The organism is Pseudomonas putida, assembly GCF_002906855.1.
Classification (GTDB): Bacteria; Pseudomonadota; Gammaproteobacteria; order Pseudomonadales; family Pseudomonadaceae; genus Aquipseudomonas; species Aquipseudomonas putida_N.
Genome location: NZ_MINI01000048.1, coordinates 99,952 through 112,455, shown reverse-complemented (window position 1 = coordinate 112,455; position 12,504 = coordinate 99,952). Strand labels below are relative to the sequence as shown.

Annotated in this window: 15 protein-coding genes; 12 read left to right on the top strand and 3 right to left on the bottom strand. The window is 59.8% G+C overall.

The window, feature by feature from the left end:
* Positions 1-50: 50 nt before the first annotated feature.
* From BGP85_RS23090 to BGP85_RS23080, 3 genes are all read right to left on the bottom strand, one after another.
* On the bottom strand, positions 51-296 hold the full coding sequence (locus tag BGP85_RS23090; RefSeq protein ID WP_060495028.1) for a pyocin activator PrtN family protein: 246 nt from the start codon (positions 294-296) through the stop codon (positions 51-53).
* Positions 293-802: a hypothetical protein gene (locus BGP85_RS23085; RefSeq protein ID WP_060495029.1), complete on the bottom strand. Its 510-nt coding sequence runs from the start codon at positions 800-802 to the stop codon at positions 293-295. Before BGP85_RS23085 ends, BGP85_RS23090 begins: the two co-directional genes overlap by 4 nt.
* A 298-nt stretch (positions 803-1,100) precedes the next feature.
* Positions 1,101-1,802 carry a LexA family transcriptional regulator gene (locus tag BGP85_RS23080; RefSeq protein ID WP_060495030.1) on the bottom strand — a complete coding sequence of 234 codons (702 nt, stop codon included), beginning with the start codon at positions 1,800-1,802 and terminating at the stop codon, positions 1,101-1,103.
* Between the two features lie 97 nt (positions 1,803-1,899).
* Here BGP85_RS23080 and BGP85_RS23075 point away from each other — a divergent pair, with 97 nt between their 5' ends.
* The 12 genes from BGP85_RS23075 (at position 1,900) to BGP85_RS23025 (ending at position 12,447) form a co-directional block, all read left to right on the top strand.
* Complete coding sequence (locus tag BGP85_RS23075) at positions 1,900-2,124, top strand: transcriptional regulator (protein ID WP_060495031.1); 225 nt, start codon at positions 1,900-1,902, stop codon at positions 2,122-2,124.
* Positions 2,125-2,339: 215 nt separating this feature from the next.
* The gene (locus BGP85_RS23070) at positions 2,340-2,828 is read left to right on the top strand and encodes a phage regulatory CII family protein (protein WP_060495032.1); all 489 of its coding nucleotides are present in this window, start codon (positions 2,340-2,342) and stop codon (positions 2,826-2,828) included.
* Positions 2,821-3,024, top strand: coding sequence for a TraR/DksA C4-type zinc finger protein (locus tag BGP85_RS23065; RefSeq protein WP_060495033.1), 204 nt, complete (start codon positions 2,821-2,823; stop codon positions 3,022-3,024). The genes BGP85_RS23070 and BGP85_RS23065 overlap by 8 nt, the downstream gene beginning before the upstream one ends.
* Positions 3,021-5,786 carry a bifunctional DNA primase/polymerase gene (locus BGP85_RS23060; protein WP_070094810.1) on the top strand — a complete coding sequence of 922 codons (2,766 nt, stop codon included), beginning with the start codon at positions 3,021-3,023 and terminating at the stop codon, positions 5,784-5,786. Before BGP85_RS23065 ends, BGP85_RS23060 begins: the two co-directional genes overlap by 4 nt.
* A 325-nt stretch (positions 5,787-6,111) precedes the next feature.
* Entirely contained in the window at positions 6,112-6,654 is a 543-nt protein-coding gene (locus BGP85_RS23055) for a hypothetical protein (protein WP_256233502.1), read from the top strand.
* A 208-nt stretch (positions 6,655-6,862) separates the two neighbouring features.
* Positions 6,863-7,204, top strand: coding sequence for a phage holin family protein (locus BGP85_RS23050; RefSeq protein ID WP_060495035.1), 342 nt, complete (start codon positions 6,863-6,865; stop codon positions 7,202-7,204).
* Entirely contained in the window at positions 7,194-7,559 is a 366-nt protein-coding gene (locus BGP85_RS23045) for an HNH endonuclease signature motif containing protein (RefSeq protein WP_060495036.1), read from the top strand. Before BGP85_RS23050 ends, BGP85_RS23045 begins: the two co-directional genes overlap by 11 nt.
* Before the next feature lie 255 nt (positions 7,560-7,814).
* Complete coding sequence (locus tag BGP85_RS23040) at positions 7,815-8,267, top strand: P27 family phage terminase small subunit (protein WP_181004435.1); 453 nt, start codon at positions 7,815-7,817, stop codon at positions 8,265-8,267.
* Positions 8,230-10,062, top strand: a complete 1,833-nt coding sequence (locus tag BGP85_RS23035) for a terminase large subunit (protein ID WP_060495038.1) — start codon at positions 8,230-8,232, stop codon at positions 10,060-10,062. The genes BGP85_RS23040 and BGP85_RS23035 overlap by 38 nt, the downstream gene beginning before the upstream one ends.
* A complete protein-coding gene (locus tag BGP85_RS28995; RefSeq protein ID WP_175442667.1) occupies positions 10,059-10,232 on the top strand; it encodes a hypothetical protein in 174 nt (57 codons plus the stop codon). The genes BGP85_RS23035 and BGP85_RS28995 overlap by 4 nt, the downstream gene beginning before the upstream one ends.
* 2 nt (positions 10,233-10,234) lie before the next feature.
* Positions 10,235-11,503, top strand: coding sequence for a phage portal protein (locus BGP85_RS23030; protein WP_060495039.1), 1,269 nt, complete (start codon positions 10,235-10,237; stop codon positions 11,501-11,503).
* Positions 11,500-12,447 (top strand): S49 family peptidase, encoded by a 948-nt coding sequence (locus tag BGP85_RS23025; protein ID WP_060495040.1) that lies wholly within the window; start codon positions 11,500-11,502, stop codon positions 12,445-12,447. Before BGP85_RS23030 ends, BGP85_RS23025 begins: the two co-directional genes overlap by 4 nt.
* Positions 12,448-12,504: the final 57 nt, after the last annotated feature.

The following is a 12,504-nucleotide window of genomic DNA, read 5'->3' as shown; positions in this document are numbered from 1 at the left end:
GTGAGAGTCGGCGGCAGGCTTGATGCCCCTGATGGCCGGGGCCGCCTGGTTCAAACAGATTTGGTGGTGCGCTCGGCTTGGCGGTCGAGGAATTCCGCGAGGTTGCGCAGGTAGATCACGTGCTGCGCCTTCTTCGAGCTTTCGATCTTGCTCAGCTGAAGATCGATACGGCCTTTGCTGATCAGCTCTTTAAACCGACGATCTGAGCCGATGTGGGGAAAGTAGCGCTCCCTGACTTCGGTTAGCGTTGGGCAAGGTGTGGTCCACTCGCGGCGTAGTTGTTCCAGTGTGCTCATGTGCGCTCCCCGAGCCCTTGAGGGCCGGGCTGGAGCTTCGCGCGTACGGCAGCAGCTAGGTGCTCTTTGTTGGCTCCGGTGACAGCGGCGCAAATGTCGCCCAGGTCGTTGGTCACGACCGCGCCTAGAGGGAGGTTACGGTTGACAGTGGTGATGACGTAGGCGATCTGGCCGATCTGAAGAACCTCTTCGACGCTAGCCTGTGCCTCTACAAGCGCGAGCGCTTCTTCGGACTGGGTGCCGGAGTCAGCGCGGCCGTTCGCAAGGTCTTGCAGAAAATCCCGCAAGGATTGGCACTTGGTCGAAAGCGCGCGTGGAAGGCTCAGGCTGCTGCGCAGTGGCCCCAGAGTCACTTTGATACGGTGGTGCGTTGCGTCGTTTTCAATCTCGACCTTCGCGTCGACCGATGCCTCCGGCCGCTGCATTTTGCAGATGGCTGTGCCGCCTTTATCCATGGTGCTCTGCAGCAACATGATTTGGTGAAGCGGTATCTGGAACTCGCTCATGCTGCACCTCGAGAGCAAGGTACGGCGTGGGCTTTGCCATCCAAGGTGACGACCAGCTGCAAGCCAGTGCTGCGTTGGAATGCTTGTATTTTCGCAAGGCTGTTGCAGGCCGTTGGGTGTATGAGGACCGATTCCGATCCGATGTGCTGTGTTGATTTCATTCGTCCGTGTCCTTGATGTGAGAGAGGGGCACGGCGTGAAATTAGCAAAGGCTAATTGAATGGGCAATAGCAAGTGCTAAATTGCTAGGATGCGGCTGCGCTCCGGCAGATGGCCGGTAGCGCGTAAGTTGGGGGCGTTAGAGCTTTTTCGCGTTCCAGGCCAGCAGAACGCGGGCTTGGATGTGCATCCGCTCGATCATCGACTCGTCGATGGTTATCGGCGGATATATGGGGTTATCAGAGATCATGCGCAACAGCCCGCCAGTTAAGCGCTGCAGGCGTTTGATGTAGAGATCGCCGTCTAGGGTGAAGACATAGATTGCGTCTGTTCTGACCTCGGAAATCCCGCGATCCACAAGTAGCGCGTCGCCGTCGGCGAACGTTCCAGACATGCTGTCCCCATCGCCTGTGATGATCGCTAAATTCTCGACTGTCGAGAAGGTTAACCCCTGCATTCTGAGCCAGTCGAGGTGAACCGTCATATCGCGGATGACTTCAATGTGCATGTACGGGGCTGCCTTGCCATGCCCCATAGATGCCGCGATGTCCAGATGCGGAATCAGCACGAAGTTCTTGTCCTTAGACGCCCGGGTAGGCAGGCGAACAACGTTAGTTGGGGCGGTGGTGGACTCTTCCCCTGAAGGGGATGTCAGCGTCCCTGCCGCAAGTCCGATCTTGAGTTCTAGATTCAGCGCAGCCTTTTCCCCCAGCTTGCGGTGGCCATTCAGCAGCTGGGACAAATAAGACGCGTCTAGGTCGTGAGCCTCGGCGAATTCCTTTTGGCTCAGGGTGCCCATGATCTTACGTAGGGAGGCTATGCGCTTTTCGTTGATATCCATGTGGTGATGATTGCTTTCCGTTAGCAAACAGTAAATTACGAGTTGCTATTGCCTTGATAATTAGCAATTGCTAATCTCGTCACCAATGGAGGTGTCTATGACGCTAAGCGAGTACTTGAAGACGATGGACAAGGATGGGCTTGAAGCTCTCGCGCGCCGTTGCGGAACCTCGGTAGGCCAGCTGAAGCAAGTGGCATACGGAAACCGGCGCGCTAGTGCAGGACTGGCTGTAAGTCTGGATCGGGAAACGGGAGGGGAGATTTGCTGCGAATCGCTTCGACCGGACATCGACTGGGCATATCTACGGCGAGGACAAGAGTAAGAACGCTGAGCCAGGACTCTCACCTCCCGGCCCAGCTATGACAGAGCAAAGCACCATCATTCCCGTCATCCGGCTCCCTCTCACCACAAGAATGGCCGGATGACTGCAACCGCAAGTCGTGCTCCACAGCACGCAAAGCACAACATACCGGTCGTGGTCTTAGGATAGGGCTTGCCCGCTCCCATGGCCACACCGTTAATCGAGGTTTAACGGTTATGAGTCGCATGGACACCTTGCCGGACAGTGGTCCGGCCCTTTCTCTCCGGCACGCGCTCTACCGCGCTGGTCGCGAATACAAGGGTGGTCTCACCACCCTGGCCTTCAACATGGGTATGGATTTCGATGCCCTGCAGAAGAAGCTGAAACACGATGAAGAGCGCCGCTGGCTCAATCCTGACGAGCTGGAAGAGGTGCTGCAATGGACCGCTGACCGTCGTGTCCTCGACGCCTTGGGCCGGGCGGCAGGCGTTGTTTGGTACCGCCCTGCGCCGGTACCCGCAACCAATGAGCAGTTGAAAGCAGTCGGCTTGTTGCTGAAGGAAGCGGCTGAGTTCGTGAGCAGTATGCACGAGGGCGCTGCCGACAACGTGTGGGAGCTGCACGAGGTGCAGAAGCTGGAAGCATGCGGGCTGGATGTGATCCGTCAGGTGCTGGCCATCACATCGGGTGCACGCCTAGCCATGGAGGACCAGGGCAATGGCTGATGCAGTCGATTTCGCGAATGATCAAGCTGAATATTTTCTCCAACTGTCGTTGCAGCGCCTTGCGCGGCTACCTGACAGGCCTTCCGCGCAGATCTGCGAGGACTGCGATGAACCCATTCCGGAGGCCCGTCAGCTCTCGGTCGCTGGTTGCGTGACCTGCATCGACTGCCAGGATCTGCGGGAGCGTCGTCGATGACTGAGCGCCCAGCAGCAACCACGGCCGTATGGGCGCGCCGTTACATTGAAATTTTCGGCCTCGCCCTGGTGCCCATCGAGCCGGGCGAGAAAGGGCCGAAAGGTAAGGCTTGGAATGCGCCGGGGGGCTATATCACCGACGCAGACGCGGCAGAGGCGTTCTGGCTGGAGCATCCCGATCACAACCTTGGGGTTGTGCTCGGGCCAAGTCGTGTCTGTTCGCTTGACGTCGATGACGTCGAGTTTTGCCGGGTCGCTTTGCGCGAGGCCTTCGAGCTGGATCTTGACTCGATCGCAGCCGCTCACCCGACCACGGTAGGCAACCCGGCGCGCTTCCGTGTCATGTTCCGCGTTCCAGATGGGGTTGAGCTGAGCCGGCGGTCGTTGGCTTGGCCCAACCAGGCCGACCCGGATGGTTCGATCCTGAAAGCGCTCACCACTCAAATGGTTGCGGCGAAAGAGGCTGGAGACGAGATCCGCGAAGCAGCGCTCAAGGTGGCTGCAGAGCCATTTAAGAAGATCACCGTGTTCGAGCTGCGCGGCGGTGCTGTTCAAGATGTGCTGCCGCCTTCTATTCACCCGGGTACTGGGCAGCCGTACACTTGGCGCATTCCGCCTTCTGCAGGCGGGCTGCCTGAGTTGCCTGCTGAACTGCTGAAACTCTGGCAGGAATGGGATCAGGTGAAGCCTAAGGCGCTGGCTGCTTGCCCGTGGGCTCCAAAGCCCGCGGCCGTCGCTCCCCTGCCAGCAACTCGTCCGCGTCCGGTTGGCGTGCCATCAGGTAATGCGCTACCTGATGTAATCCCTGAATTCAACCGGACCTGCGACATTGCATCTTTGATCGAGTCGCATGGCTATAAGCGCATCGGGGGCAAGTGGCTGTGCCCGCACAGCAGCAGCGGTGACCCCGGGGTGACGATCAGCGAGGGCAAGCTGTATTCGCACCACAGCTCTGATCCGCTGGCCAACGGTCACAAGAATGATGCCTTTGATGTTTATTGCATTCTGGTGCACGACGGTAACCAGCGCGAGGCCACCAAAGCAGCGGCGCGAATGCTTGGCCTGGACGCTAAATCTAGGCCCCCGGCACCTCCACCCATCGGTGAGCTTCCCCGCACCCCTTCGGCAAATGAGCCGGTGGATGGTCCAGATGATGGGCAGGGAAGTGAGGTTGTGCATCGCCACATGTCGGTAGAGGAAAGTGATGCCGGCACGGCCTCCTCCTCGGCCTCCGGGGGGGAGGGGGGTGATGGTCTTGTGTTGAAAAGCGCGATGCGGCGCTTTGCCTTGGTCGAGGGCTCCACCAACGTGTGGGATCTCGACAAAGGCCAGTCGATGAAGCGTGCTGGGTTCGAGGCGCTGGTAGGCAAGCCGCTCGCCAAACAGTGGATGGAGCGAACAGACAAAAAGCTCATGTCGCTCGACCAAGTGAAAGAGCTGGAGCAGGTGAAAAGGCTGGCGGCTAAGAAGGGTGGTGCCCTGAAGCTAGATCCCATTGAGCGGTACGTCTATATCGACGGCACCAAGGATGTTTGGGATCGGGAAAAGAAGCGCCGTATCCCTGAAGGCGCGGTCAAGATGGCCTTGGGGGACGAATACAAATGGTGGCTGAACAGCCAGGATCGGCGTGTTGTCGACGTGGATCACATTGTGTTCGATCCGACCATGACCAAAGATCCGGCCATCTATATCAACACTTTCGAGGGTTTGCCGCTCGAGCCCGTGCGCGATGACGCGGCCTGCGAGAATCTGCGCTGGCTGATCTCATTCCTGTGCAACCACGACGTAGAGGCCCTGGATTGGCTGGTCAAGTGGCTGGCTTACCCGCTGCAGCACATGGGCGCGAAGATGGACACCGCGATCCTGTTCCACTCAACCATGGAAGGCTCCGGCAAAAGCCTCATGTTTGCGGATGTCATGGGTGAACTGTACGGCCAGTACGGCGCGACGGTGGGGCAGACCCAGTTGGAAGGTAGCTTCAACGCCTGGCAGAGCCGCAAGCTTTGGGCGGTGTTTGAAGAGGTAGTCAGCCGCGACCAGCGTTACAACCAGGTGGGCAAGATCAAGCACATGATCACCGGCAAGACGGTGCGCATGGAGTCGAAGTTCATCAACGGCTGGGAAGAGGCCAACCACATGAACTCCGCGTTCCTGAGCAACGAGATCATGCCGTGGCCTATCAGCGAAGACGATCGCCGGATGTTGGTGATGTGGCCGCTTGAGACATTGCCGCCTGAGCGTCAGAAGGCAATCAGCCGGGAGCTGGCGAACGGTGGCGTCGCTGCCTTGTACGGCTGGCTGCTTGCCGTCGACCTGGGCGAGTTTAACCAGCGCACGCGGCCGCCTAAGACAGAGGCTCGGCAGCGTTTGGTCGAGCTGAGCCGCACTGCTTGGCAGACGTTCTTCTATCTCTGGCGAGCCGGCGAGTTGGGGCACGGCCTGTGGGGTTGTGCGTTGACTAGCGATGTGTACGCCATGTTCGCGGAGTGGTGTTCGCACAACCGAGAGAGCGTGATGAGCCAGACGAAGTTCTCGCTGATGCTCAGCGCGAAGGTGGAAAAGACCCGGGCGATCCCTTGGGCCGATGGCAACAACCGTCGATTCGCCGCGTTTTTCTTTCCTGATGATGGTGATCCTTCCCTGCCCCCATCCATGAAGTCGGCCGAGCTGGGCAAGAACGTCGTCGAGTGGCGCGCCCGGGCGAAGCTGGCTGGGTGGAACGTTGATGGCTGGGACCACGTGAAGAGGGTGCTTGCGGCATGACTACCTCTATTTGTGTGTTGGGTGTGTTGGGTTTGTGTCGGGTTTGTTTGGTCTACCCAACACAAGCGGAGCGCCCGAAATCATTGGTCTGCAAGGGGGGTGTGTTGGGTGTGTTGGGTTTGGCTTCGCGCACGCGCGTGCGCGCGATCTTTTGCGCTGGCATCAGGCAAAGGAAAAATCTCTATGCGAGAACAAATAAACTCAACAAACCCAACACACCCAACACATATTCAGTTAATCAATTGATTTTATTGGGTTTTCTGTGTGTTGGGTCTGTGTCGGGTTATTCAAATGTGTGTTGGGTGCTGATTTTGGGGGAGATGCGATGACCATGGATAAGGAATTGGGGCTCCTGATGCGTGTCACGCAGCACCAGGTCGATATGGCGGAGCTTATTGATCCTGCCGAGCGCCTGCGCCTGGTTGGTGAGCTGATGCGTCACTGGGGTGAACAGCGCCGGCTGGTTGGCTTAAAAGCCAGCCTTGGCAGCCAGATGGGTACGATCATGGAATGGAAGGGGGCAGCGCCTCGCGGTGGCATATCGGGCCATCGCATTCTGGTTGCCGGGGCTGGCCTGGATCACTCGGCGGCAGAAGTTGATGCTGCTGTAGTGCAGCTGGGGCGCCGCGACAAGCGGGGGGAAACGTTGGCCAAGCTGGCGGAGATGCGTTACTTCCTGGGCTTCACTATCCGGGAACAGATGAGGGGGGTTGGGTTAGCGGAGGATGCTGATCGCACCTATCGCAACTGGGTCAAAGCCCTGCATTCTCAGGTGTTTGCGATCTTGGCAGCGAGGACTGGCCGCGCGCGACAACATACCGTTCGTCGGGTTGGGATGCGACTTGCGTGCAGCATTAAATCAACATGAGCGCTACATTGCGACGTACCGAAAATTACCCCTTTTCGGTTTTTCCGATCAGGGGTACAAAGTCGTCACGATATGAAAAGTGCGCTTAGGCGCTGACTCCACAAGCACTGTGCTGTGCAACCCGCCCCGCTCTGTCGGTGCATTGAGAACCCTGCCAATTGGCGGGGTTTTCTTTTTCCGGCGCCGTGCCTTTGCCAATGAGGCCTGCATGAACAGCGAGCAACAAGCATTAGTCGAGATGCCAATCTGGTTGGTGATTTTCCTGTCCCTGGTCGGCGGGGTGTCGGGTGAGATGTGGCGGGCCGACATGGCCGGCGTTAGCGGCTGGTTCATTTTCCGCCAGGTGCTTTTGCGCTCCGGCGCCTGTGTCGTATGTGGGCTGTCGACCATCATGCTGTTGTACTCGGCCGGTATGTCCATGTGGTCGGCAAGCGCCATTGGTTGCCTGACTGCCACTGCCGGTGCGGATGTCGCCATCGGGTTGTACAAGCGTTGGGTGGCCAAGCGCCTGGGTGTCTGCGAGGTGCAGAAGGCCAACCATGACGGCTGATGACCGCCGGGGCAACAGTGCCTCTCGGGGTTACGGTCACCGCTGGCGTCAGTCGCGTGATGCGTTTCTGGCGGAAAACCCATTCTGCAGCATGTGCTCGACGGATCGCCGCCCGGTGGCCGCCACTGTTGTAGACCACAAGATCGCCCCCCGCTTGGGCGAAGCCAAGGCGAGCTCTGATCCCGAGAAGATCAAGGCGGCGTGGAAGTTGTTCTGGGATCAGGGCAACTGGCAGTCGCTCTGCAAGTTGTGTCACGACTCGGTGAAGCAGCGCCTGGAGCGCAGCGGCCGCATCGCCGGGTGCAACGCCTCGGGCGTGCCGCTCGACCCGAACCACCATTGGAACCGCCGATAGGCCTCGCCCGCGCGGGCGACCCTCGGCTGCCCCGCAGGCCGCGAAATATCGGCATTTGCCGAGGTAGGGGGGGTGAAAAACTCTCGGCGGATCCGCTTATTGACCGCTCGCCCCTCTCTCTGTGCAAAACCGGGAAAAATGAGGGAGGGGGGGTATCAGACAGGGAGGTTTCCCATGGCGGGAAACGGTAACTCGGGGCGGCCAAGTGTGCCAGCCTCGGTGCATGTTCTCAACGGTAATCGTAGCAAACGCTCAATGGCTGAGCTGATGGGCGATGTTCAGAACCCAGCAGTACCAGTGGCGGCGCCGCCGGTACCAGACTTCCTCACGCCCGAAGCCGTTACCGAATGGCACCGTGCGGTCGAGGCCCTGACTGCACTGGGCTGGATATCCACGCTCGACACCATGGCGCTTGCCACCTACTGCCAAGCCTTCGCGGACTGGCAGCGCTTCCAGCGAATGATCGTTGAGCGAAATTCCAACTCGCTCGATGGCTTGGGCGGTGAAGTCCAGACCTTCAAGACAGGTGCGCAGCAAACCAGCGTGCTGCGGCAGCTGGCCAACGATGCCGAGAAGCGTGCCAACGCTGCTGCGGCTCAATTCGGGATGTCCCCTTTGGCGCGCCGGAACATGAAAGCCGCGCCGGCGGCACAAGGAGACCTCTTCCCAAATGCCGAACGAGACGCTGCCGCAAGTTATTTCAGCTGACTGCCGGGTAAAGGCTTTCGCTGACCAGGTACTCGCCGGAGCGATCGTTGCGGGGCCGGATGTTCGCAATGCTGCCCGCCGTCATCTGTCTGACCTGGACGCAGGCCATGAGCGTGGGCTGATCTGGAACGCCGAAGCGGCCCTGCGCGCGATCGGCTTTTTCGAAGACGTGCTGTGCTTGAACGGCGGCGACTTTGAGGGGCTTCCGTTCCGCTTGGCGCCCTGGCAGGCATTTGTCGTCGGCAGTCTGTTTGGCTGGTATACCGACGATGGCTATCGCAGGTTCCGTCAGGCCTACATCGAGACGGGCAAGGGCTCTGGCAAGTCGCCCCTTGTCGGCGGTATCGGCTTGTACGGATTGGTTGCAGATGGCGAGCAGCGTGCCGAGGTGTATGCTGCGGCGACCAAAAAGGACCAGGCGCAGATCCTCTTCCGCGACGCGGTGAGCATGGTCAACATGTCGCCCCACCTGATGCAGCGACTGGTGCAGTCGGGGCGGGACGAGAAGGTCTGGAACCTGTTCTACCCGCGAACTAACAGTTTCTTTCGTCCCATCAGTTCGGACGAAGGCCAGTCCGGCCCCCGGCCTCATGTAGCGCTGATCGATGAACTGCATGAGCACAAAACCCCCAGCGCCGTGAACATGATGCGTGCCGGTACCAAGTTCCGGCGTCGGGCGTTGATCGTGATGATCACCAACAGCGGGTCTGACAAGACGTCGGTCTGCGGCCAATACCATGACCTGGGCGTGCGGATCTGCGAGGGCAAGGAGCACAACGATGGTTTCTTTGCCTTCATCTGCTCGCTGGATGAGGGCGACGATCCGTTCGAGAGCGAGGCCTGCTGGGCCAAGGTAAACCCGTCGCTGGACTTCATTCTTGAGGGCCAGACCGACGGCATCCCAGGGCGCAAGTACCTGCGTGAGCAGGTGCTGGAAGCCAAGGGCTTGCCGGCCAAAGAGGCCGTAGTCCGGCGCCTCAATTTCTGCGAGTGGACCCAGGCGGACTCGCCCTGGTTGTCGTGGGATATCTGGCGGCAGGCGGCGGACCGCGCACCAATGCGTCTGCTCCGCGATCGGCCGTGTGTTGGTGGCCTGGACCTGTCCAGTACAACTGACCTTACGGCCTTTGTGCTGGTGTTCAGCCCCGTTGAGCACGATCCCCACTGGCGTTGCCTGTCGTACTTCTGGATACCGGATGACGATATTGCGGGCCGCGAGAAGCGGGATCGGGTGCCTTACCTGCAATGGATCAAGGAAAAGCACCTGGAGACAACGCCGGGCAGGGCGATCAGCAAGCTGCATGTCCTACGGCGCCTGCAAACCATTTGCGCGTACTTCGATGTTAGGCGGATCGCCTATGACCGTTGGCGCGTGGAAGACCTCCTGCAGTTGATGAACGAGCACAGCATTGAGCTGCCGCCGCTGGAGAAATTCGGTCAGGGTTTCCAGTCCATGGGGCCTGCGGTCGATGAGTTCGAGCGCCGTTTGTTGGGCCAGCGGCCCGAACAGCAGGCAGTGATCGATCTCGACGAAGCTGACTTTGAGGTCGTCGCCGAGGTTTTTGAGGCCGATCAGTTGGTCGAAACTTTCCTGCATGACGACAACCCGGTGTTGACCTGGTGCGCAGGTAACGCGGTGACCGTCTCCGATCCAGCGAACAACCGCAAGGTCGACAAGACCAAGTCCATTGGCCGCATCGACGGCATTGTCGCTGCCGTTATGGCTGTCGGCATCAGCGGCGACATTGCAGCTGTCTCGGGCAAGTCTGTCTATGACGAAGGGGTAGGAATATGAGGTTGGACATTCTGTCCTGGGTGGCTGGTCTGCTCGGGTTCGCGCTGTTGGTAGCGGGTATGTGGCAGATCTACCAGCCAGCAGCATTCATTGTTGCCGGTGTGGGGCTGCTGGTTTGGGCCAAGCTGGCCGACCAGGCGGCGGGAGTAGTTGAGCGGGGAGGTGGCTGATCATGTTCTTTTCCAGCCTGCGTGCCTCTGGTGCTGGCACTCTGACCAATCCCGACAGCGGCTTTTGGCGGGGGCTGCTCGGAGGCGGCGGTAACTCTGCGGGTGTGGCCGTAACGCCAGAATCGGCGCTGGGGCTGCCCATCCTGCAGAACTGCGTCACGCTGCTCGCCGAGACGGTGGCGCAACTGCCGCTTGAGATGTACCACCGCAAGGGTGAGGGTCAGCGAGAGCCGGCCATTCACCACCCGCTGTACGACGTACTGCGCTATCAGCCAAACCCTTTCCAGACACCGTTTGAGTATCTGGAGCGTCACCAAGGCGCTGCTGGCCTGCGTGGCAACGCCTACAGCTTCATTGATCGCCGGGAAGACGGCAACGTTACGGCGTTGTGGTCGCTCAAAAATGACCAGGTGCAGGTGCTCAAGGGCTCCGATCTGCTGCCGTGCTACCAAGTTGCGGGTGGCGAGCCGCTGCCGATGCGGATGATTCACCATGTGCGCTGGTTCGGGACCAACCCCTACGTGGGAATGTCCCCGCTTGAGCTGCACGCTGAATCAGTTGGCCTGGCCCAGGCGGTCAGGAAGTACACCGGCAAGAGCTTCGCCAACGGTGTGGCGGTGTCCGGCGTGATCGAGCGGCCCCGTGAGGCGCCGGCGATCAAGGACCAAGGCATCATCGACCGAATCGTCGGGCAGTGGGGCGAGAAGTTTGGCGGCATGGACAACGCTAAAAAGGTCGCGCTCTTGCAAGAGGGCATGACGTTCAAGCCGGTGTCCATGACCAACGTGGATGCAGAGATCGTGGGGATCATGAAGGTGACGGGAGTTGATGTCGCCCGGATCTACAAGATCCCTTTGCCCATGGTCAACGATCTGGATAAGTCCAACTACAACACGCTTGAGCAGCTGATGATTCAGTTTGTGATGTTCGCGTTGTTGCCGTGGGTCAAGCGCCATGAGCAGGCGATGATGCGGGACTTCCTGCTGCCGAAGGATCGGCGGGACTACTTCATTGAGTTCAACCTGTCCGGCCTGCTGCGCGGCGACCAGAAGAGCCGCTACGAGTCGTACGCCATTGGTCGCCAGTGGGGCTGGCTGAGCGTGAATGATATCCGGCGTCTGGAGAACATGCCGCCTGTGAAGGGGGGGGACATCTACCTTCAACCTTTGAACATGGTCGACGCCGGAAAGAAGCCCGACCTAACCAACCCGACCGTGCGTGCGCAGCTTGAAATGCAGCAGGCCGAGATCACGAGGATGCTTGCCCAATGACGCGCCAATACATGCGGGCCACCAGCCTGCTATTTAACCAGCCGCTGCTGGTCACTCCAGAAATGCTCGACCAGGGCGTGCGCTGGGCGAACCAGGCAATGAACCTGAACATCGTGAACCTCGGCCTTGGCTCGGCCCAGATGTGGCACGACGACGATCCGATTGATCGGGTTGCCTTGGCTGACGAGCAGCGCCGTAGTGCCATCGCGCAAAGCGGTATCGAGGTGGTCCAGGTCAGCGGGCTGCTGGTCAGTCGCGGCAGTCACGTCAACATGTGCGAGACGATGACCAGCTACGAATCGCTGCGTACCCAGCTGCAGCGTGCTGTGGCCGACCCCATGGTCGAGCGCATCGTTCTGGACATCGACAGCCCGGGCGGCGCGGCGGTGGGCGCGTTTGAGCTGGCAGAAGACATCCGTGCCATGACCGTGCAGAAGCCAATTACCGGTCTGGTCAACTTCATGGCCTACAGCGGTGGCTACCTGCTGGGCTCTGCGTGCAGCGAGCTGGTGGTGAGCCGAACCAGCGGTGTCGGCTCTATCGGAGTCATCGCCAGTCACCTGGATCGTTCCAAGGCACAGGAAAATGCCGGTGTGAAGGTCACCACGGTGTTCGCTGGTGCGCACAAGAATGACCTCTCTCCGCATGAACCGATCACCGAGCAGTCGCTCGCGTTCCTCAATGACCTGGTGCAGGAGAGCTACCAGATGTTCGTGAATGCAGTCGCAGATTTCCGTGGTCTGCCCGTGGCCAAGGTCATTGCTACCGAGGCCGGGTTGTACCGCGGGCAAGGGGCGATCGATGTTGGGTTGGCGGATCGTCTGCAGAGCCCGCAGCACGCAGTAGATGAGCTGTCCCGCGCAGTTGCGCAAAACCGAGCCAATCGCCAGTCGGCGCGCGTGAGCGTGCGAGCCTCGGCCTTGGCGATGCAAGCAATGATCTGACCGCGCGAGCGGTTGCAGTTGACCCGCCAAGTGCGGGTTTTTTTATGCCCAGGAGGC